This window comes from Porphyrobacter sp. CACIAM 03H1 (assembly GCF_002215495.1).
Lineage (GTDB): Bacteria > Pseudomonadota > Alphaproteobacteria > Sphingomonadales > Sphingomonadaceae > Erythrobacter.
In genome coordinates, this window is the sequence record NZ_CP021378.1 from 1,439,487 (window position 1) to 1,459,622 (window position 20,136).

The following is a 20,136-nucleotide window of genomic DNA, read 5'->3' on the forward strand; positions in this document are numbered from 1 at the left end:
TGGCGGGCATGATCCAGTACCTGCCCTTCGAAAAGCCGATCGAGGCGCTCGACAAGCACGTTGCCGAACTCGCTGCCCATCCCGAGGGCACCGAGGAGGCGCGGATGCTCGCCGAGCGGGCCGACAAGCTGCTCGCGGACACCTACGCCCGCCTCTCCCCGTGGGAGCGCACGCTGGTCGCCCGCCACCCGCAGCGGCCCCGGTTCGAGAAGCTGGTGGCCGGGCTGTTCAGCGAGTTCCTGCCCATCGCAGGCGATCGCACCTTCGGCGACGATCAGGCGATCATCGGCGGCTTTGCGCGCTTCGAGGGGCGCAAGGTGATGGTCATCGGCCACGTCAAGGGCGAGGACACGCCCGGGCGGCTCAAGCACAATTTCGGCATGGCGCGGCCCGAGGGCTATCGCAAGGCGATCCGCCTGATGGAACTGGCCGACCGCTTCGGCCTGCCGGTGGTGACGCTGGTCGACACCCCGGGCGCGTTCCCCGGCGTCGATGCCGAGGCGCGCGGACAGGCAGAGGCCATCGCCCGTTCGACCGAGGCCTGCCTTGCGCTCGGGGTGCCGCTCGTCGCGGTGATCATCGGCGAGGGCGGATCGGGCGGGGCGGTGGCGCTCGCGGCCGCCAACCGCGTGCTGATGTTCGAGCACGCGGTCTATTCGGTGATCAGCCCCGAAGGCTGCGCCTCGATCCTGTGGCGCAGCGCCGCGCAGGCTGCCACGGCTGCCGAGGCGATGCGGGTGACGGCGGGCGATCTGCTCAAGCTCGGCGTGATCCACCGCATCGTCTACGAGCCCCGCGGCGGCGCGCACCGCGATCCGGCCGAGACTGTCAAGCGCCTGACCCTGGCCCTGCGCGCCGAACTCGACACCCTCGCCGCCATGACCCCCGCGGAACTGCGCCGCGAGCGCGAGGAGTTTTTCCTGCGCCTCGGCTAGGGGCGGCCCGCAAGGGTGACGGATTCACCACGTGTTCAGGGCCGCCCGCCAAGGTGCCACGCGCCATGCATCAGCCTGCACGATGACACAGTCACCTGCCGTCCTGCGCGCGGCCGCGGCGGCCGCCCTCGTCACCCTTGCTCTTGCCGCGCCTCCCTTGCGGGCCGCCGGGGACGCGCTCGGCCCGGCGCAGCTCGCCGGTCTGGCCGAGGCCGATGCCTCCCTCAAGGCCGCGCGGGCGGACCTTCCCGATTGCGAACCCGGCTGCATCACCCCGGGCGAGGCAACGGCGATGGCGCTCGCGCTGGGCGAGGGTGAGGCGCGCGCAGGCCGATTCCTGCTCGACGTGCGCGGCGGCGGGCAGAGCCTCCAGGGGCAGCTCGGCACCATGCTGTTCGTCAACTCGCGGCGGGATTACGCCACGCTCGGCACGCTCACCATCGCCTTCGAGCCCGAGGCCCTGCACGCGCTGCTGCGCCGGGCACGCGGGTGCGGCGCGGCGGATGTGGTCGACGGGCAGATCACGGTGAAGGCCTGCTACGGCGAGGGGGTGCCGGACCTCAACATGTTCACGATGATGCAGCGGCTCGGCGGGCGCCGGCTGATCGTGGAGGGCGAGGTGCGCCGCAACTGGATCGACTCGCCTCTGGGTTCGCCGCGGCCCATCGCCAATTTCTATGGCGAGCACGAAGTCGGCTATTACCAGGTCTGGGTCCACGTGACCGAGGCCGCGCAGGTGACTTTTGCCGACGAGCGGTGAGGAAAGGTGGTGGCGGTGCGGCTGTCGGAGCCGCATAGGCGGCTTAAGCTCATGCTTTTCCTTGCTATGGCGCAAGCTCTCTCAGAAATGGCCCCCTGTCTGGCCCCCAACTGGTGGGCCCTAGGCATTGATCGCGGCTAATGGCAGACCGCGCCAAGCATCACGGGGAAACCAATGGCAATTGATTGGACTATCACCGGCACGGCGTTGTCAGGTTGGGGCAGCTTGTTGAGCGCTGCGGCCGTCCTCTGGGCCACACACCGGGCAACCGGCACGCTTAGAGAGTGGAAGCAGAAGCGGGTGAACGAGAGGGAAGAGGCGCACGCACAGGAATGCCTCGTTTCTGCCTATCAGGTGGTCGACGCTTTCCAGGCGGTGCGGTCGCCGTTGCTACATGGCTTCGAGCTTGATCGCGCCCGCGCCAAGCTGTCCGAAGATCAGCGGTGGAGCGATCTCACAGAGCAACAGAAGCGCCAGCACGAGCAAGGCCAAGTCTACATCGATAGGCTAGACCATTTTTCCGAACGCTTCGACCGATTGGCTGAGTGTGGCCCATTGGCGCGGGCTCTCTTCGGTCCCGAGGTCGAGGCTGCTCTCGGTGAGCTTGGCCGACAGCATTGGGTGCTCACCGTGGAAATCCAAGCCTACATCCATGATCGCGGGATCGATCGTGATCTAGACATGAAAGTCCGGAACAACCTCTGCGACTGGAAGTGTGAGGGAGAAGGCGACATCAGCAAGGCTATTCTCGGAAGCGTCGCCACCATCGAGGCCAAGCTCCTGCCGGTCCTACGTGGCTGACAGTGCCCCGCCCGTCGCGCCGTGCTCTGCCGACCAGCGGGGCACGGCTGCGATGGCGCAACAAAGTAACCGCAGGGCACGGGAAAATTGCGGGTCCTACCTAGGGGGCGGGAAAACTGTTATCGCTGCGGGACCGCTTTTCTCCCCACAGACGTGCGTTGGGCCATTAATAGCAGTCTGAAGTTGCAGTCTCAAAATTTCTCCCCTCGGCGCTATGTTGGCTTCGAGCTAAGCCTTCGCCCTCCGTCAGAAGGACCGCGATGCGCGCTGGACGGTCAAATACTCCAAGGCCAAGGTCAAGGAGGGTGCTGATCCCAGGAGCTTCAAGCCGGTGGATCTTGCCATCCCGATGTTCGGCTACAAATACCACCGGCATAGATCGGGTCCATGGGTTGATCCGCACCTGGAATGCCAGCGCGGCCAACGCTCATGATGGCACATGGCTGCCGGAGCTGATCAGCAAGCAGAACACCGGCTCGCGCGTGTGGGCCGACACGGCCTATCACTCGAAGAAGAACGAAGTGTTCCTCGAGCGGGGCATGTTCAAGAGCAACATCCACCAGAATCGCATGCCGCGTCGGCCGCTGCCCGCGCACATCGCCAGAGCAAATGCCAAGCGCTCTGCTGTTCGCTCGGCAGTCAAGCACGTGTTCGCGGGCCAGAAGCACCGTATGCGTTTGTTTATCCGCACCATCGGTATCGCCCGTGCAAGGATCAAGATCGGGATGGCCAACCTGGCCTATAACTTCCAGCGGCTCGCTTGGCTCGAGAAGCGAAGTGCGCCCGCGTAGCGCGAAAACGGGGCGCAGAGCGGCGCTCCGAAAACCAAGGAAGCGAGGCCGGAAATGCCAACCTTCACGGACCCAAAGCCACGATCAGACATCTCGCGCCGTCGTCAGATCAAAACCAGACGGTTCTTCGAGGTGTCCATCATGGTCAGTGACTAGCACCCTAACCTCGTCATGTTAGCTGCCCTTCCAATCGTCCAAATCCGGATAGGTGGCCCGTTCAGCCCCGGATCACTGGATCTGGGACTTAGCTGCCATTCCAAAGCAACGTATGCAACGGCGGGTTCTGTCAGAAGCCGACAAACCGTGCGTGCCCGAATGCACCGATTTCGCGACTCCCTTCTCATCCGCTGCCCTCATGGAATTGCTTGCGATAGAAGTGTACGGTGCGTCCCATGAACCGCATTCTGTACGTCGACGACGAGCCTGACCTTCGCGAGATCGCCCTGCTCGCGCTCTCGCTCGACCCCGATCTGGAAGTGCGGACCGCTGCGAGCGGCGTCGAGGCTATCGCGACGGTTGCAGATTGGCTGCCCGATCTCATCCTGCTCGACGTGATGATGCCCGGTATGGACGGTCCCGCGACGCTCGCTCGCCTGCGCATGGCCCCCCTGACGGCGGAATTGCCGGTCGTCTTCATCACAGCCCGTGCGCAAGCCCAGGACTTGCAGACATTCGCGACGCTCGACGCGCGCGGGGTAATTGCCAAGCCCTTCGATCCGATGACCCTCGCGCAGCAGGTGCGCGAGTTCCTCGGATGAGCGCCGACGAGGAATGGCTGGCGCCGCTGCGGGCGAAATTCGCAGGCCGGCTCACGCGCGAAGTCGAGGCTCTCCGCACTGCCTGGACGCGGCGCGACAGGGAGACGGTTATAGACCGTGCCCACAAGCTTGCAGGGCTCGCCGGCATGTTAGGGGCGCCGGAAGTCGGCGAGGCGGCCTTGGAGCTCGAGGAAACCGCACGCAGCGGTGCCGATTACGCGGGGCAGCTCTTCCAGCTGATCGCCGCGATCGAGCGCGCGCGCAGCTAGGCCGTCGTTCCGCCGAAGCCCTTGCGAGTCATCGCGCCCCAGCCCTGCTCGCGCCGCAAGAACTGCCACCAGCCCTTCAGCCGCCAGACGTTGGAGAGCTGCCGGTAGCCGAGGTTTTCGATCACGGAGATCAGCGCCAGGATCGCAAGTTCACGGGCGCGAGGAAAGCGGCGCAGCTGCACCTCTTCGAGGATCAAGGTCAGCGCGCTGATCGCGATGCCGAAGGTGAAGGTCGCCGCGAGGAAGGCGAGCAGCCAAGGCAGGGCCAGCAGCTTCAGCCCCCACAGCAGCGGCACGAGGATGTAGCCGAGCACCTCGATCAGCGGCCCCAGCACGTCGACCAGAACGATATGCCCGAAGCCGACGAAGCCGATCCGGCCGTAACGCGGGTTGAAGGTCATGTCGCGGTGCTTGACGAAGCACTCGAGCGCCCCGCGCTGCCACCGGCTGCGTTGCCGAGCTAGCACGCCCAGATCCTCGGGGCACTCGGTCCAGCACACCGGCTCGGGAATGAAGTCGATGCGGTAGGGCAGTTTGAGGTCGCGCATGTGGCGGTGGAGCTTGATGACGAGCTCCATGTCCTCGCCCACCGTGCCGTGGCTGTAGCCCCCGACCTCGACCACGCGCTGCCGGCTGAACAGGCCGAAGGCGCCCGAGATCACGGTCAGCGCCTGCATCTGCCCCAGCGCAAGGCGGGCCATAAGGAACGCGCGCAGATATTCCATGATCTGCACCAGCGCGAGGAAGTTGCGCGGGAGCCGCACGCCGGTCACGCGGCCCGTGTCGATCGTGCAGCCATTGGCGATCCGGATCGTGCCCCCGACCGCGACGGTCTTGTCGGGATAGTCGATGAAGGGGCGCACCACGCGCAGGAGCGCGTCGGTCTCGAGGATCGAGTCCGCGTCGATGGCGCAAAACAGCGGCGAGCGCGCGGCGTTGATCCCGGCGTTGAGCGCATCGGCCTTGCCGCCGTTCTCCTTGTCGATGACCAGGAGGCGCGGCAGATCGGGGCTGGCGTAAAAGCCGCGGATCGGCTGGTGCGTGACGCTGTCGTCGATGTAGCATCCCACCCGCTTCAGACCGAACTCGGCAATCACCCGCGCGAGCGTGCCGTCCTTCGACCCGTCGTTGACCAGCAGCACCTCGAAGCTTGGATAATGGAGCGCGAGCAGCGAGCGCACGCTCTCCACCACGGTCAACTCCTCGTTGTAGGCGGGCGCGATGACGGCGATGGGCGGCGCCTGGTCGGAATAGCGCCGCCACAGCGTCGCCCCGCGCGGCACCGGCGGGCGGTTGTGGAGCGCGATTGCGGCATAGACGAGCTGCACGATGTAGAAGGCGGTCTGGGCGAGACCGGTGACGATCACCACCAGCGCGATGGCCTGCGCCGAATCGAGCATCCAGTCGCGCGCCCAGGCGGCGGGTTCGAAATTCATGCGCCGCGCCGCTCCTCCAGGGTCAGCCGTGCCGCCCGGCTGGCGATCTCGTCGGTACCGGCGGCAATGCGCTCTAGCACCGCATGGCCGCGCGGGCCGAGGCGCCACAGCGCCTCGCCGGCGCGAAACCGCACCCACCATGTCTCATCGCCGAGCAGCCCGCCGAGCGGCTCGACAGCCTCGACCAGCGCGCTGGTTCCTGCCGCCTGCGCCGCCGCGGCGCGGACCGCCCAGGCGGGATGCGAAAGCCCGCGCAGGATCGTGGGATGGCCGGAAGGATGGCCGATCCGCCCCATGGCGTGGAAGATGCGCGGCAGCAAATCGCCGTCCTGCGCGGCCTGCTCGACCATCCGCGCGACCAGCGGCGCGTGCTCGGCCCGGCCGCTGGCCGCCAGCGCATCGACAGCGGCGAGTTTGATGGCGTCGCTGGCCTCTTTGTCAGCCAGCAGCGCTTCGACCGAGGCCGGGTCGTGTTCCACCAGATCGCGCATCAGCGAACCGATGAGCAGCGAACGTTCGGTGGTGCCGAGGCCGAGCTGCCGGACCAGCATCCCCGCAGGCGGCGCGGCCTCGTTCTGCGCCAGCGCGAGCGCCGCGCCGAGGCGGACGTTGGCATTGCGGTCGCGCAGCATCTCGCGCGCGCGCTCCCGGCCCGAGGGAAACATGGCTAGCGCCTCCACCGCCAGCAGCCGTTCCTGCGGCGTGCTGCTGACGCTGCGCTCCCACAGCACGCGCGGGATGCGGAGCTGCTCGGCATTGGCGAGTAGCGCCGCGCGGTCGGGGCCGCGGACGAGTTCGGCGAGTTCGAGCGCGAGCCGCGCGGCCTCCTTGCGTTCGAGGCGCCGCCTCGGCGGATCGGCCGGTTCGTCGGACACGCCCATCAGCGCTCGCGATACCCGGCGTCGCTCTTCGACGCGCCGGGTATCGCGCCGCTCGGCGAACAGCCGCGCGATCAGGATCGAGGCAAGCGCTAGCAGCGCGACGGTGCACAGCAGCAGAGAAAGCTGCCAGATCGCCAGAAGCGTCGTCAAAAGGCGGCCTTCACTTCAAGCCGCAGCTCGGTCCGGTCCGGACCGGCTTCGCGCCATTCGTGCGAGATCGCCGGCAAAAGCGAGATCCCTGCCAAGAGCGGCAGCTCCGCCCCGGCGAACAAAGAGGTTACGCGGCTGACGACCCCGAGGTTCGTGTCAGGCGCATTGACCGCACCCAAGAAATAGCGGTGTCGCTCGTCGGGTGCATGATCGATCCGCCCGAGCACGCCGACCTCGAGATCGCCCTGTTGCGGCACGATCCCGATCCCCCGCAGGGTGCCCCACCAACGCCCCCCGCCGAAGTACTGGGTGATGCCCGGCGAGACGGTCACGATCTCCTCCAGCGGGAAGCGTTGCCACGCGGCGTCGAGCGACAGCACGGTCGCCTGCGGCCCCTGCGCAATCCGCACATCCGTACCCGCGCCGAGCGCCAGTTCCGGTCGGAAGTCGGCGTTCGGCGTTCCCCCGACGCTCGCCCGCAGCCAGACGTTTTCCGAAGGTCGGGCGGCGATGCGGCCTTCGAGTTCGACATCTTCGAGGCCGAAGCGCCGGTACCAGCTCGCCCGGCCGCCGACCGAGAGCGCCTGCGCAACGGGGGCCTCGCCGGTGAGGCTCGCCTCACCCCAGTCGCGCGCGCCTGAATCAAGGTCGCTCCATGCGCCACCAGCAATAAGGTAGCCGCCGCGCGGCTCCTCCCGCCGCTCGGCTACCAGCGTGAGCCCGGCACGCGCATCGGCATAGTCCGGGGCGAGGGCCAGCGCGGCGCGGAAATCGCGCTCCGCCGCGCGGGGGTTACCGAGCGCGAGGTGGGCATAGCCGCGCTGCACCAAAGCATCGCTGTCCTGCGGATGGGCGGCGATCCAGCGGTCGAGCAGCTGCACCGCCTCCGCGTTGTCGCCGGCCAGCCGGGCAGCGACCGCAGCCTCGTAGCTGCTCTCCGCCTCCTGCGCCGCCAGCGGGCCCGCCAGCACCAGCAGCAATCCGGGAAGGACGAGCCTCACGGCCGGGCGTCCAGCAGCCGCTTGAGGCGCACCAGCAGTTCCTCGGGCAGGAAGGGCTTCACCATGTAGTCGCTCGCCCCCATCTCGAGCGCGCGGACGATGTCCTCCTCATTTCGGCGCGCCGAAAGGATGATCACCGGTACGTCGCCTGCCGTCTCGCGGGCCCTGATTCGCCGAAGCACCTCCATCCCGTCATGGACCGGCATCATCGCGTCGAGCACCACCGCCGCCGGGTTAAGCTCCTCGAACCGGGCGAGCGCCTCGCGCCCGTTATGGGCGATCACCGTCTCGTACCCCTTGGCTCGCAGCCGGAACTCGAGGATTTCCGTGAGCAATGGTTCGTCATCGGCGATGAGGATCGGGCGGGTCGGGTTCATGGCGCACAGCCTAGCTGCGGGGTCTAAATTCCAAATGCACAATCACGGCCAAATCGGCAGGGCGCCGCTTTCTGTCGACGATCAGTGCTCGTCCCCAAGTCTTATTCTCCTTTGGCAAGTGGCAGCTCGACCATAAAGGTCGAGCCGATCTTCGTGGTCTCATCGAGGCGGATCGTCCCGCCGTGCGCTTCGACGATGCTGCGCGTGATCGCGAGTCCGAGCCCCGACCCCGGGTGGCCGGTCACGGCAGATTCGCGGTCCTGCGAGAAGCGCGCGAAAAGATGCTTCCTGAACTCCTCGGAGATGCCGCGCCCTTTGTCGATCACGCTGATGCGGGCCACACCGGCGCCCCGTTCGAGCCTCAGGATCACCTCGGAGCCGCGCCGCGAAAACTTGGCCGCGTTCGAGATCAGGTTGGTGAGCACCTGCGCGATCCTGCCCTCGTCTGCGAGCACTGTTACAGGCTCGTCGTCCGCCTCGACGCGCACCTCGACTCCGAAACCCTGAGTGTAGGGAAGGTTCTGCACCACGACCTCGCCGATCAGTCCGCCTAGGTCGACGGGGGCGAAGGTGTATTGCATCTTGCCCGACTGCATTTTCTCCATGTCGAGGAGGTCGTTGACGATCTTGACCAGCCGGTCGCCGTTCTTGCGTGCCATCGTCACCAGCTTGGCGCTCTGGTCGGTCAGCGCCCCCGCCGCGCCCCCCTGGAGCAGCCCAAGCGAGCCGATGATGGCCGTCAGCGGCGTGCGCAATTCGTGACTGACGGTGGCGACCAGCTGGTCCTTGATGCGGGCGGCGGCCTTCTCTCTGGTCACGTCGCGGAACAGCCACATGCGGCCGAGCAGCACGCCATCATCGACCCACCGGCTTTCGACCTTGTAGGTACGCTCGCCCCGCTCGATCTCGAAGGCAAAATCTTCATGCGGCGCGCTGGCGAGATCGAAGCCACCGCTGGCCGGGAACTCGTCGGCCGCGAGCCGCGCCAGCCGGGCAGCAACCCGGCGATTGCTGAGGCCCTCGCGCGGAATTTCCAGAAGGGTGCGGGCCGGCTCGTTGAGGAACACCTCGATGTTGCGCGAATCCACGAAGATGAGCGGGATAGGCAGGTTGTTGATCAGCGATTGCAGGCCCTGCGAGGTATGATACTCCCGCGCGGTCAGCGGGCCCATGCCCTGCAGCCGGCTGATCGTCTCGGCGGCGTAGCCCATCAGGGCAAGATCGGGCTGCACGTGTGCCGAGGCGCAGATCAGGAACCGGCCGATGCCCGCGATCGGAACTGCGGCGATCGCAAGCGGGCGCGCTCCGCACAGCGCCGTCCATGCGAGCGGCACCCGGACTTGGCCGACTGCCAGAAGCCGCGGCTGTTCCTCGCAAAGGCCATCGGGGGCGGCGATTGTCTCGCCCACGGTCTGGACAGGCGGAAAGGCCTCCTCGATACGGATCCGCCCCGGCTTCTCGCACGAGGCGACAAGCGCGACCATTTGCTTCGGCGCCGGCCCGACGAGCAACTGGAGGATCGCGCGCGCGGTGGCAACCGGGCTGTCATCGGCCGGCAGGTCAGTCTGCAAGGGCGGCTCGCAGCACGGCGGCGACCTCGTCGGGCGCGGCGAGGTGAGGCAGATGCCCTGCAGTATCGATCCATTCGAGGCGGCTGCCCGGGATCTGCTCGTTCAGGTACTGGCCGACCGCGGCCGGCACAGCCATGTCCTCGCGGGCATGGATCATGAGGGTGGGAACGCTGACCATGGGCAGCACGTGGCGCAGATCGGAGGTGAAGATCATCCGCGCGATCCTGGCAGTCACGTCGGGACGCATGGCGAGCAGGCCCGCCGTGAAGTCGATGATCGCTTCGGGCACGTCCACCCCGACGGCGGCCGGAGCGAAGCCTGCGACCCACGCCTGGTAATTGTCGGACATTGCGGTGAAGAGACTGTCGAGCTCCGCCTGCTCGAACCCGCCGACATAGCCCTCCGCATTCAGATAGCGGGGCGACGCGTTGAGAAGGACGAGCTGCTCGAAACGGGCCGGATGCTCGATGGACGCGAGTACGCCGATCATGCCCGACACGGAGTGCCCGACATAAGTGCAGCGCTCGATCCCGAGTTCATCGAGCAGGTTGAGGAGGTCGTCCGCGTAGTCGCCCACCGAGCTGTAGTCGTCGGGGTCGAAGCCGGCGGGAAGCAGCGGCCCCGCACCGGGCAGGTCGAAGACCAGGGCCGAGATGTCATCGGGCAGCCGTTCGATGATCCCGTCCCACGCGCTCTGATCCGTGCCGAGGCCGTGCGAGAAGACAACAAGCCGGGCACCGCTGCCTACCAGCCGGGCCTTGTGCCGGGCAGCCAGCGGACCGCCGAAGTCCAGCGACGACTGGTCGGACTGCCTGTATCGCCCCTGTTCTGTCATGGGTCCTCTCCCTCCGGCAGCGACAAATGCGGCCGCGAACCATAGCGACAACTGTCGCACAGCGGCAATCGCGTAGTTCGGTTGACGCGAAAGCGTCCGCTCGGCCGAGAGTACCAGGTAAGCGCCTCGCCAAGGCAAGAATGCTGGCCGCAGCATAGAAGCTTCGTACGAAAATAACTTTCCACGCATCGCAAGTCGTTGTCACCGAGTAGGCGCACATCCGAAAACATCATCGCGAGCTTGCGTGGGAGTGTGCGATTCTTGCCGGTCAATGTGAACGACCTTAGCCGGGTCGGGAGCCGCCATTCTTCACTACCTTATGGGCCGCGTAACGGCGTTTCTCGCTGGCCCACGAATAATGACCCCGGCGTGAATTAAACCGGCTGCACCGCTCGTTCCCTCCACGACCGTCCCGATCGGGGCGGGCAGCAATGGAAGGAGACATCACGTGAAATTCGCAATCGCTACCCCGATCATCGCTCTGGGCATGATGGCTACCGCCGGACAGGCCGCCGGGAGCGACCTCTACGAGGAACGCCTTGCCCGCGCGGAAGAGCGTATGATCCTCACCGCGCCGATCGCCGGGATCGAGAACAGTCTGTGGTATGACTACCGCATCGACATCACCGAAGCGCAGAAGGAACTGCGCGCGGACCTCGGCCGGGCGAGCGATCTCGAGGACCTGCGCGATGCGTGGGAGGAATATGCCCGCGAACTTCGTCAGGAGCGCAAGGAATACATCGAGGAAATGGCCGAACGCGGCTATCGCAGCGGCACCGTGACGGTGGGCTGATCCGCCACATTCTTTTTATCGAGGCACCGGGGAGGGGTCGGCAGGATTGCCGGCCCCTTCTTGCATCAGGGCTGCTTCCAGCCACGCGACCGGGCGGCGCGTTCCCCCTCTGCATCGAGCGCCTCGCCCGCGGCCATGTCCTGTGCGGCAGCGAGCAGATCGGTCTCGCTCCCGGCCTGGCGGAACTCGGTTCCCGGAGCTGCGGCGAGCGCAAACTGCCGCTCGATCTTCCAGCCCGTGTCATCGCGGCAGGCGATCCCGCCGCTGTCGGCGCCGCGCCAAGCGCGGCACAGATCGCCGTTCTCGCGCGCGAAGCTGAGGAGGATCCGGGTGTCTGTCTGACCCGCCTGCGTCGCGGCCAGCTGCGTATCGAGCGCGGTGGCCAGATCGCCCCCGGCATAGCCTTCGGGCGTGCCTGACTGCCACGGCTGCACGATCGCGAGGATCAGCGAGGCCGCGAGGGCCGGACCGGCAAAAGGCGCCCAGCGCCGAAAGCTCGCCGGGAGCCCGCGCTTCTGCCGGGCGGCTGCGAGGCTGACGACCTCCGCAGCGCCCGCACCGCCGTCTTGCGCCGGCGTGGCGAGCAGCGCCGCGAGGCCGGGCGGCACCGCCTCTTGCGCGATCGGCGCATAATGGGCGGCCAGGGTTGCCTTCAGAGCGCGATGGGCCGCGATCTTGCCCTCAAGCGCGGGGTTGGCGGCGATCGCCGCCTCGACCTCGGCCTGCCCGGCCGGGTCAAGCTCGCCGTCGGCATAGGCGGCCAGCAATTCTTCGGTCACGCGCATTCTGCATCCTCCAGCATCGCCATCAGCGCGTCGCGCCCGCGCACCAGGCGCGAATTGAGCGTTCCCACAGGACAGCCGACGATCTCGGCCGCCTCCTTGTATGACCAGCCCTCCACCATCACCAGAAGCACCGCCTCGCGCTGTTCCTCGGGCAGGCGCGCCATAGCGCGGTCGACCAGCGACAGCTCGACCGCCGCCTCCTGCGCGCCGTCGCCGCCCACCGATAGCCCGGCGTCGGGGTCCACGAAGGTCTCACGGCGGCGCGAAGTGGCCCGTGCCTCGTCGATGAAGATGTTGCGCATGATCCGATACATCCAGCTGTCGAGCCGCGTGCCTTCCTGCCATTGCTCACGGCGGGCGAGGGCCCGTTCGATGGTCATCTGGCACAGATCGTCGCCGTCGGGCCTCGACCCGGCAAGCCCGATCGCGAACCGCCGCAGACGCGGCAGCAGATCGAGCACCTGGTTTTCGAAGCTCTGGGGCAGCGTTCCTTGCCTTTCTGCGGATGAAACGGATGGGCTTGTCCGTTTCATCCATGCTTAATGCGGATTGGAGGAAGAACACAATCATGCGCGGTGGGAGGAGACTTCTGGCTTTCGCGATTTTCGCGGGGACGCTTGCGGGGCCGCTGGCGGCGCAGCTTCAGGTGCCCGGCGTGCCGGTGCGCGTGCCGCCGGTGGGCGAGGTGCTGGGTGAGGTTGGTGGTCATTTGGACCAGACAGTGGGCGAGGCAAGGACGCTGACAGAGCGCCAGGCCAAGCGTTTGCTGCGGCTGCGCGAGCGCACGCTTGAAAGGCTGCTACGCGCCAACGCGCAGGCCATCGAGCGTGACGCGACGGGCAACCTCGCCCGGCGCGGCGAGCTGCTGGCGACGGGCGCTTCCGAAGCGGAACTCCGTCAGATGGAGCAGGCGGGCTTCCGCGTGCTGGCGCGCGAGGAGATCGAAGGGCTGGACATTGCCTTCGCCCGCCTCGGCGTTCCCGCCGGCATGACGCTAGCGGACGCGCAGGCGCGTGCCGCCGCCCTTGCGCCCGGGGCGCAGATCGAGGCCGATACGCTCCACTGGGAGGCGGGGTCACAGACAGGCTCGCGCCCGCTTCCCGTTGCGGCTGCGGCACAAGCGTCTAGCCGCGCGGTGATCGTGAAAGTCGGGATCATCGATGGCGGGGTCGGCGTATCGGTGCCCGTGCAGGGGCAGAAGGGTTTTGCCGCAGAAGCGCCCCGTCCCTCGGACCATGGCACCGCGGTGGCCAGCCTGCTGCACGATCATGGCGCGACGCAGCTCTGGGTCGCTGATGTCTATGGCAAGGACCCGGCGGGCGGCAATGCCTCGGCCATCGCAAAAGCGCTCGGCTGGCTGACCGCGAACGGCTGCCAGGTGATAACGGTCAGCCTCGTCGGCCCGCGCAACGCCCTGGTCGAGCGCGCCGTCGCCGCCGCGCGGGGCAAGGGCGTGGTGGTGATCGCCGCGGTCGGCAATGACGGCCCCGCCGCGCCGCCCGCCTATCCGGCCTCCTATGAAGGTGTTCTCGCGATCACGGGCGTCGACCGCAAGGGGCGCGCCCTCATCGAGGCCGGACGGGCGCAGCATCTCGATTATGCCGCGCCGGGCGCCGGGGTCCATGCACGCGATGCCCGCGGCCGGATCAAGGCTTGGCGCGGCACCAGCTTTGCCGCCCCGCTCGCCGCCGCTCGCGTGGCAGCAGCGCTGGGCGGCGGCGGGGTTTGGCGCACAAAGCTCGACGCCGAGGCCCGCGATCTCGGGCCAAAGGGCGCGGACGAGACCTTTGGGCGCGGCTTGCTGTGCGGGAGCTGCGGCCAGCCGAAATGATTTTTGCGCGGGGCCATGCATTAGGCGCCGGGCCCCATCCGTTTTCCTTTCAAGCGGGCCAGCGTGGCCCGCTGGACACCTGAAAGGAGACGGACATGAAGAAGCTTATCCTCGCTGCAAGCGCCATCGCATTGATCCCCGCTGCCGCACAGGCGCAGCTACTCGGCGGCGGCGGCGGCCTCGGCGGCGGTCTGGGCGGCGGCATCGGCGGAACGCTCGGCGGCACCATCGAACGCACCACCACCACCGTGCGCGGCACGGTCGACAGCACCGTCAGCGGTCGCGGCTCGACCCGTGGCAGCCAGTCGGTCGATGCGCGCAAGGGCACCGTTCAGGCGGAGCGCAGCGCCGAAGGTTCGATCACCGGTTCGACCGCCAGCCTCGCCGATCTGGTCGTGCCCCCGATGGACGGCATGACGCAGGCGAGCGGGAGTGGTTCGGCCAGCGGCCAGGGCAGCGCCAATGCGCAATTGATCGGCACCGATGCCGTGACCGGCACCCTCGCGCCGGCGGCGGGCACCGCCAAGTCGTTCGCCGCGAACACCGCCGGTAGCGCTGTGGGCACGGCACGCGCCGCCGCCCGGAACGCGCCGATGCCCGGCATGCCCGCGATCCCGGCTCTCGGCGGGGTCTCGGGCGAGGGCAGCGGAAGCGGCAGCGCGGGCGGTGAAGGCTCGGTATCGCTGATGCCCTCGGCGCTCGCAGTCGCGGGTTCGGCAGCGGCGGCAGGGCAGGGCATGACCGGCGTCGCGCCCGGTATGCCGGTCATGACGCCGGACGGCGCCTCGCTCGGCAAGGTGCGCGAGGTGATCGCCAACGGGCGCGGCGAAGTCCAGCAGGTGGTCGTGAAGCAGGGCAAGGTCACCCGCATGCTGCCCGCTGGGATGTTCAGCGCATCGGGCAACGCACTGGTCGCCGGCGAAGCGCGAGGCGAAACGAGCGCGCAGGCCCCGGCGGGCGAGGCAGCGCCGGTGCCTGAGACCGGAACCGATCCGCACTGATCGAACCTACCACACACCCGCCGGCCGTCCCGAACGGTCGGCGGGTCGTCGTAAACGGGACGACTGCATCAATCAGTCATCCCCCGTTGCTTGTACAAGCTAGGGAGGCTCGCCGAAAACGAACCTCAGCCTTCCATACAACCGCGAAACACTGCAGGATCGATATCCAATCCGGCTCGGCTGCTTCCAGCGAAAAGCGACATTTGTTCATGCGATCTTGAAGCGCAAGTTCTGGGTCGGCACCTGCCCCTGCCCTGGTTATGCCGCAAATGGAGGCTCTGCAAAGTTCAGTCTTCGAAACCCGGCAAGCGGCAATCGACCCCCTAGCCGTCAGAAGCACGTGCCGGATCAGACGCGCTGCAGAGGCAAAAAATGCGGCTCCGGCAGCTCAATTGCGATGCAATCACCAGCACGCACACGCCCGCCCTTCAACACCACGGATAACAGGGGTCAGACATCGGACTTCCTTTCAGTCAGTATGGTGAGGGCTGGGGGACGGTGCCGGCGGCTGGGTTGGGGGCGGGGGTGATCATCAATCGTATTCCCCTTGTGACAGGTCCGATTCCATTCGCACCGCACGCTGATGGATGCTGTCATCGTCATCCTCATCGAAACCATCGTAAATGAAGTCGCAAATCGACTTCTTCGCGTAGTGGAGGTCGGAAGTGCCGGCTGCTTCCTTGAAAGCCCTCTCGAAGATCGCCAGTTGCGCTCCCGGTGGTGAGGTTTCGAAGTTCCCGGGCAGGTAATAGCCAAAGCGGCCAAAAAGCTTTGCTGGCGAATGCTCGGCGTGCTCATCGATGATGATTTTGCATTCGGTGGCAAGTTTCATCGCAGCGGGCGCAGGTATTGGCTGACCCTGCCGTGCGAGGCTGATGTATGCAGCCAACACGCCGGACCGCTTTGCTAACGCCGCTTGGCTGCCGAGGATGCTGGCAGCGAAGATGACGGGCTCTCTCAGATCTTCCCGGTGAATCGAGCCGGCCGATGAAATCTGCAATCCGCTGGCAGGAATGTCATGGCACGCACTTTCCAAAAAGTGCGCCCCTTCAGGGGAATCTCTTCCACCTTCTTCAGAAGGGTATGTTGCACCCTTTAAGGGAATATATTGGGGGTCAGTTTCTGGCGGATTTCTGCGGGTTTCAGAATTCGGGTCGCCAACTTTCTCGGCATCGTCATTGGCGAGTTCGCCAACTTCCTCGGCTGAAATGTTGGCCACTTCGCCACCATTTCTTTGGCGAGCGTGCCAAGCTTTCAGACACCCCTCGCCAATAAAAGATTGGTCAAACGGCCAACATTTAGGGTCGGCGAGGTGGTCGGGAATAACTCGGATAACCTCAAGGCGCTTGCCACCTTGGCTGGGTTCAAGCTGGAAATACCCTGTTTCCTCGCAATGCTTCCGCAGCTTGATCAGCGTGGTGTAGTCGCAGCCGATTTCATGGGCGAGCGTCTTGTTCGCTGCGATGCAGCCTTTGCCCGTCCCCGTCATTAGCGACATGCGATCGTGCCAAGCGACAGCCATGATCAGGCGCAACGCTGATGCGCTGAGACGGGTGTCGACGGCCGCACGCATGGGCATCGGCGAAGTGTAGGACGGGCGCCTCTCTGCCATGTCACTGCTCAGCCCCTTCGGCCGCCGCGATTAGGTCGACCAGCATCAGCCCGCGCTGCTCGGCGAGTTCGGTGGCGAAGGCCCGGGCCTCGGCAATGTCGGGAAAGAACCTGCCTCGCTCGCGATCGGGTGCAGCGGTGCGCGTGGTCACCAGCACGTTCGGTTCGGGCATGGCGGGCTCGATCAGCACAAGGCCATTGATGCGGCTGGCGACGCTCATTCTGCCGGCTCCTCGCCGCGGGGGTCATCGTCCTCGTAGTCCGCATCGCCGTCGAGCTCATCAAGCAGCGCGAGGATGGCGTTGCCGGCATCGAGCAGTTTCTCGGCGAGGTCCCCGATCAGGGCGCGGGTTTCGGGGGGCATGGCGGCGGCGCTCATCACTCGCCCCGCACCAGCCGTTCGACCGATTCCGCGGTCACTATGCGAGTCTTGCCGACAAGGCGGGACTCGAGCGTGCCGTCGCCGATCAGTTCCCACACGCGGGTGAGACCGATACCAGTGACGGCGGGGATTTCCTTGGGGCGGTAGGAAAGCCGCTTCAGGGGCGGCCGGGTACTTTTGGCATTCTCGGGTTGCATTGAACTGCCTCGCTTTGTTGTGGCGAGATGCGGTTTAATGCGGAGGCGTTTGCGCCAGATAGGGGTGAGAAATGGGCAAGAAAATGCTCAGTCGAGTGTGCGGTGACCCAAGAGAGTATCATTGAGGCGCTCGATCTTCCTCGCCTCTCCCGCAGAGCCCGGCATCTCATGGCCGAACATTTTCGCTGCGGCGTATGCTGTCGCGCCTGTTGCTTCCATGTAGGCCCTCGCTTTCTCGACTATCGGCCGATCTTGCCCCATCAAGCTACTGCTCCCCTTAGGGCGGCCAGAAGACTTAGGCCTCCCTGCCGCGAGTTTCCCCTCGGGAATGCGCACTTGGACATGATCAATGGTGCCCTTTATGTCCCCACTGGCGCGATTACGGATGAAGAGGTCGAAGCCATCATTGGGCTTTCTTTCGGCCCACGAATCGCCGAGAAGTGTGAGGCCGACCAACGGCTCTTCGTTTCTCTCGGCCTCACTTAGCTTTTCCCAGAAGTAAGGGTGTATCGTGGCCCCATCCCCAAGGGGTATCTCCTGCTCGCCATGCTGGAAGGAATAGGTGGCCGGAGAGGTGGTGCGCGCGATCCAATCCTCGTTTTCTAGGGCTTCTAGCATGAGTGCCCAGGCGGCCCTGTGAGCGGCCGTCCAGCTATGCGAAATAGGATAAATCTCTTTCTCAGCAATGCGCCAGAGTAGGGCGCCGAAAGGGGCCCATTCATCCCGCTTGGCCATGTCCGCTTCCCTTCGCGGCTCCCAAGGAAGTGACGGGGCAGCGGGTGGGAATCCCGCGTTCGGCCGGCCAGCCTAGCCCCGTCACACTGATCGCCCGCAGGGGACGAAAACGCAAGACTCGGTCCCTCTCTCACACACCGCCGCGCCGGAATTAGGAGTCGGTTCGAGTCGGTTCGCAGCGCCGAAAGAGGGCGGCTGGGGATGGCTATGGCAGCGCCACCTCGCCGTCACCAATGATGCATCTGAGGTCGTTCATTCTGCCGGCTCCTCGCATGTGTCTTCGAGCTCGCATCCCAATAGGTCCGCCCCGTTCCGAGCCAGTTTGCGGGCTGTGGCGAGGTCCGGTGTTGTCGTGGTGCTTCTGATGTCGGGCTTGACCAGCACGGGCATCACCATGACCTTGGCGACCGGCTCGAAGCTGGCGCAGACAAAGAATTCCATGTTGTGGGTCATAGCAGCCATCAATGAGCCCTCCCATTCCGGACCAGCCGCGCAGCATCGCCACACAGCTGATCGAATATCACTGCCGCGTCAGTGAGGCGCCAGCTTTGCTCATCGCGGATGACGCGCAGCTTCAGGGCGAGATGGTCGGGAACGCTGATCGGGTGGAGCAGGAACGCCATCAGTGCGCCATGCTCTGCGTCACAGAATGTGCCATCCTCCTCCTCGGTTAGCCCCCTGGGCTGCGCGGGGTCATTTGCTGCGAGGTCCCATTGTGCGCGGGTATAGCTCCATGCCCTGTAGAGCCGCTCGCACTCATCGGGGGTTGTCTTGGGGGGCTTCGGCTTTATCGGGGTCACTGTCTTGTCGCGATCTCCTATTGATCGGTGGTGATAGGGCCAGCCGGAAGCTGCTACCTTCCCGGTTGGCCCGCTTCATCGGGCCTTGCCCGGTGAATTCGTGGTGAGCTTGCCAGCGAACGGCAGCACCTGGCCCCCGTCCCTGAGCGTGTCGAGGTGGTCGCTCCACCATTGCGCCATGGCGACCCGCTCTTGCCAGTGCTGGCCGCGATTGTAGGCGGCTCGCACCGTGTCTTTGTCACTGTGAGCTAGGGCGCGCTCGATCGCGTCGGGGGACCATTTCCCGGACTCGTTTAGCAGTGTGGAAGCCGTCGACCGGAACCCGTGAGCCGTCACAACCTCTTTCGAGTAACCCAGCCGGCGCAGGGCCGCGTTCAACGTGTTCTCGCTGATCGGCCGGGCCGGGGTGCGCAGGCTGGGGAAGACGTAGCGGTCCTCAGGGTCGCCGATCGCACGGGCCTCGCTCAGGATAGCCACGGCCTGCTTTGACAGCGGCACGGCATGGGGGCGGCGCATCTTCATTTTGTCAGCAGGGATGGTCCACACAGCCGCCTCGAGGTCGATTTCTGCCCATTCTGCGCGCCTCAGCTCGCCCGGGCGCTGAAACACGTGAGGTGCCAGCCGCAGGGCATGGAGCGTCGATGCGTTGCCCCTGTAGCCGTCGATCGCCCGCAACAGTGCTCCGAACTCGACGGGGTCGAGTATGGCGGCGCGGTGATTGACCTTTGGAGCGAGCAGAGCGCCTCGCAGGTCGCGGCTGGGATCCGATGTCAGGCGAGCGGTGGCGACGGCATGGCGCAACACTGAGCCTGTGAATTGCAAGGCCCGGCGCGCGCTCTCGAGCTTTCCGCGCGCTTCGATCTTGCGCACCGCGGCGAGGATGTCGCTGGGGATGATGTCTGCAACGGGAATGCGGCCGAGGGTCGGCTTCAGTTCGGCGAGCAGCCATTCCGCTTTTGCCTTGGTCGCGTCAGACCACGGCTGGTCCCCATCCCGGCAGCGCTTGCTGATGTATTCAGCCGCGACCGCTTCGAAAGTGTTCTCCGCGTTGATCAGCGAACGGGCTTTGCGGCGCTGCTTCTCAAGGCTGGGATCCTTGCCCCCTGCGATCATTTGGCGGGCATGGTCGCGCCCCTTCCTCGCATCGGACAAGCTCACCTCGGGATAGGTCCCTAGCCCCAGCTTTTTCTCGCGGCCAGCGATGCGATACTTCAGGCGCCAGAGCTTGCCCCCGGTCGGCTGCACTAGGAGGAACAGTCCCAAGGAATCGCCGAGTTTGTAGGGTTTCTCCTTCGGCTTGGCAGAGCGGCACTGAAGGTCGGTGAGCGGCATAATGGGGGCCTTTTTCGACTCCACCTCAGCAGTGGCCCCCGTATCTGGCCCCCATATGCATCGGCTGTCAATGGTGCGATGCGGATTAATCCGAACGACCACCC

24 protein-coding genes and 1 pseudogene are annotated in these 20,136 nt (G+C 66.1%); 9 read left to right on the plus strand and 16 right to left on the minus strand.

Annotation, left to right across the window (positions count from 1 at the left end; genetic code table 11):
• The first annotated feature begins 8 nt into the window (after nucleotides 1–8).
• The 6 genes and pseudogenes from CBR61_RS06725 to CBR61_RS06750 all read left to right on the plus strand — a co-directional run bounded on the left by CBR61_RS06725 (nucleotide 9) and on the right by CBR61_RS06750 (nucleotide 4,314).
• A complete protein-coding gene (locus tag CBR61_RS06725) occupies nucleotides 9–935 on the plus strand; it encodes an acetyl-CoA carboxylase carboxyltransferase subunit alpha (RefSeq protein WP_088913670.1) in 927 nt (308 codons plus the stop codon).
• Between the two features lie 82 nt (nucleotides 936–1,017).
• A complete protein-coding gene (locus CBR61_RS06730; RefSeq protein ID WP_157696523.1) occupies nucleotides 1,018–1,695 on the plus strand; it encodes a hypothetical protein in 678 nt (225 codons plus the stop codon).
• 174 nt (nucleotides 1,696–1,869) lie between these two features.
• Nucleotides 1,870–2,496, plus strand: coding sequence for a hypothetical protein (locus CBR61_RS06735; RefSeq protein ID WP_088913672.1), 627 nt, complete (start codon nucleotides 1,870–1,872; stop codon nucleotides 2,494–2,496).
• 244 nt (nucleotides 2,497–2,740) lie between these two features.
• A pseudogene (locus tag CBR61_RS06740) lies at nucleotides 2,741–3,287 on the plus strand (transposase); the annotation flags it as partial.
• Between the two features lie 392 nt (nucleotides 3,288–3,679).
• Nucleotides 3,680–4,045 carry a response regulator gene (locus CBR61_RS06745; RefSeq protein ID WP_088913673.1) on the plus strand — a complete coding sequence of 122 codons (366 nt, stop codon included), beginning with the start codon at nucleotides 3,680–3,682 and terminating at the stop codon, nucleotides 4,043–4,045.
• Nucleotides 4,042–4,314 (plus strand): Hpt domain-containing protein, encoded by a 273-nt coding sequence (locus tag CBR61_RS06750; protein ID WP_088913674.1) that lies wholly within the window; start codon nucleotides 4,042–4,044, stop codon nucleotides 4,312–4,314. The genes CBR61_RS06745 and CBR61_RS06750 overlap by 4 nt, the downstream gene beginning before the upstream one ends.
• Here CBR61_RS06750 and CBR61_RS06755 read toward each other — a convergent pair.
• The 6 genes from CBR61_RS06755 to CBR61_RS06780 form a co-directional block, all read right to left on the minus strand.
• The gene (locus tag CBR61_RS06755; protein ID WP_199797459.1) at nucleotides 4,311–5,750 is read right to left on the minus strand and encodes a glycosyltransferase family 2 protein; all 1,440 of its coding nucleotides are present in this window, start codon (nucleotides 5,748–5,750) and stop codon (nucleotides 4,311–4,313) included. The genes CBR61_RS06750 and CBR61_RS06755 overlap by 4 nt on opposite strands.
• Nucleotides 5,747–6,781: a HEAT repeat domain-containing protein gene (locus CBR61_RS06760; RefSeq protein ID WP_088913675.1), complete on the minus strand. Its 1,035-nt coding sequence runs from the start codon at nucleotides 6,779–6,781 to the stop codon at nucleotides 5,747–5,749. The genes CBR61_RS06755 and CBR61_RS06760 overlap by 4 nt, the downstream gene beginning before the upstream one ends.
• On the minus strand, nucleotides 6,778–7,782 hold the full coding sequence (locus tag CBR61_RS06765; RefSeq protein ID WP_088913676.1) for a YaiO family outer membrane beta-barrel protein: 1,005 nt from the start codon (nucleotides 7,780–7,782) through the stop codon (nucleotides 6,778–6,780). The genes CBR61_RS06760 and CBR61_RS06765 overlap by 4 nt, the downstream gene beginning before the upstream one ends.
• Nucleotides 7,779–8,159, minus strand: a complete 381-nt coding sequence (locus CBR61_RS06770; RefSeq protein ID WP_088913677.1) for a response regulator transcription factor — start codon at nucleotides 8,157–8,159, stop codon at nucleotides 7,779–7,781. Before CBR61_RS06770 ends, CBR61_RS06765 begins: the two co-directional genes overlap by 4 nt.
• Before the next feature lie 101 nt (nucleotides 8,160–8,260).
• On the minus strand, nucleotides 8,261–9,730 hold the full coding sequence (locus CBR61_RS06775; RefSeq protein ID WP_088913678.1) for a sensor histidine kinase: 1,470 nt from the start codon (nucleotides 9,728–9,730) through the stop codon (nucleotides 8,261–8,263).
• Nucleotides 9,720–10,565: an alpha/beta fold hydrolase gene (locus tag CBR61_RS06780; protein WP_157696524.1), complete on the minus strand. Its 846-nt coding sequence runs from the start codon at nucleotides 10,563–10,565 to the stop codon at nucleotides 9,720–9,722. Before CBR61_RS06780 ends, CBR61_RS06775 begins: the two co-directional genes overlap by 11 nt.
• 448 nt (nucleotides 10,566–11,013) lie before the next feature.
• On the opposite strand from CBR61_RS06780, the gene CBR61_RS06785 reads away from it, so the two are divergent.
• Nucleotides 11,014–11,358, plus strand: a complete 345-nt coding sequence (locus CBR61_RS06785) for a hypothetical protein (protein ID WP_233996899.1) — start codon at nucleotides 11,014–11,016, stop codon at nucleotides 11,356–11,358.
• A 65-nt stretch (nucleotides 11,359–11,423) separates the two neighbouring features.
• Here CBR61_RS06785 and CBR61_RS06790 read toward each other — a convergent pair whose 3' ends face one another.
• Both CBR61_RS06790 and CBR61_RS06795 read right to left on the minus strand, forming a co-directional pair.
• Nucleotides 11,424–12,143 carry an anti-sigma factor family protein gene (locus CBR61_RS06790; RefSeq protein ID WP_088913681.1) on the minus strand — a complete coding sequence of 240 codons (720 nt, stop codon included), beginning with the start codon at nucleotides 12,141–12,143 and terminating at the stop codon, nucleotides 11,424–11,426.
• Nucleotides 12,134–12,676 carry an RNA polymerase sigma factor gene (locus CBR61_RS06795; protein WP_088913682.1) on the minus strand — a complete coding sequence of 181 codons (543 nt, stop codon included), beginning with the start codon at nucleotides 12,674–12,676 and terminating at the stop codon, nucleotides 12,134–12,136. Before CBR61_RS06795 ends, CBR61_RS06790 begins: the two co-directional genes overlap by 10 nt.
• Before the next feature lie 35 nt (nucleotides 12,677–12,711).
• Here CBR61_RS06795 and CBR61_RS06800 point away from each other — a divergent pair, with 35 nt between their 5' ends.
• Both CBR61_RS06800 and CBR61_RS06805 read left to right on the plus strand, forming a co-directional pair.
• Entirely contained in the window at nucleotides 12,712–13,974 is a 1,263-nt protein-coding gene (locus CBR61_RS06800) for a S8 family serine peptidase (RefSeq protein ID WP_088915500.1), read from the plus strand.
• Nucleotides 13,975–14,069: 95 nt separating this feature from the next.
• The gene (locus CBR61_RS06805) at nucleotides 14,070–14,975 is read left to right on the plus strand and encodes a hypothetical protein (RefSeq protein WP_088913683.1); all 906 of its coding nucleotides are present in this window, start codon (nucleotides 14,070–14,072) and stop codon (nucleotides 14,973–14,975) included.
• Nucleotides 14,976–15,507: 532 nt separating this feature from the next.
• Here CBR61_RS06805 and CBR61_RS16760 read toward each other — a convergent pair.
• The 8 genes from CBR61_RS16760 to CBR61_RS06840 all read right to left on the minus strand — a co-directional run bounded on the left by CBR61_RS16760 (nucleotide 15,508) and on the right by CBR61_RS06840 (nucleotide 20,032).
• A complete protein-coding gene (locus CBR61_RS16760; protein WP_157696525.1) occupies nucleotides 15,508–16,587 on the minus strand; it encodes a hypothetical protein in 1,080 nt (359 codons plus the stop codon).
• A gap of 1 nt (nucleotide 16,588) precedes the next feature.
• Nucleotides 16,589–16,807 carry a hypothetical protein gene (locus CBR61_RS06815; protein ID WP_088913685.1) on the minus strand — a complete coding sequence of 73 codons (219 nt, stop codon included), beginning with the start codon at nucleotides 16,805–16,807 and terminating at the stop codon, nucleotides 16,589–16,591.
• Nucleotides 16,804–16,965, minus strand: a complete 162-nt coding sequence (locus CBR61_RS16765; RefSeq protein ID WP_157696526.1) for a hypothetical protein — start codon at nucleotides 16,963–16,965, stop codon at nucleotides 16,804–16,806. The genes CBR61_RS06815 and CBR61_RS16765 overlap by 4 nt, the downstream gene beginning before the upstream one ends.
• Entirely contained in the window at nucleotides 16,965–17,165 is a 201-nt protein-coding gene (locus CBR61_RS06820) for a hypothetical protein (RefSeq protein ID WP_088913686.1), read from the minus strand. Before CBR61_RS06820 ends, CBR61_RS16765 begins: the two co-directional genes overlap by 1 nt.
• 87 nt (nucleotides 17,166–17,252) lie before the next feature.
• Complete coding sequence (locus tag CBR61_RS06825; protein ID WP_088913687.1) at nucleotides 17,253–17,900, minus strand: hypothetical protein; 648 nt, start codon at nucleotides 17,898–17,900, stop codon at nucleotides 17,253–17,255.
• A 252-nt stretch (nucleotides 17,901–18,152) separates the two neighbouring features.
• A complete protein-coding gene (locus tag CBR61_RS06830) occupies nucleotides 18,153–18,362 on the minus strand; it encodes a hypothetical protein (protein ID WP_088913688.1) in 210 nt (69 codons plus the stop codon).
• Complete coding sequence (locus CBR61_RS16770; protein ID WP_157696527.1) at nucleotides 18,362–18,523, minus strand: hypothetical protein; 162 nt, start codon at nucleotides 18,521–18,523, stop codon at nucleotides 18,362–18,364. The genes CBR61_RS06830 and CBR61_RS16770 overlap by 1 nt, the downstream gene beginning before the upstream one ends.
• A gap of 252 nt (nucleotides 18,524–18,775) precedes the next feature.
• Nucleotides 18,776–20,032, minus strand: a complete 1,257-nt coding sequence (locus tag CBR61_RS06840) for a tyrosine-type recombinase/integrase (protein ID WP_088915501.1) — start codon at nucleotides 20,030–20,032, stop codon at nucleotides 18,776–18,778.
• Between the last annotated feature and the right edge of the window lie 104 nt (nucleotides 20,033–20,136).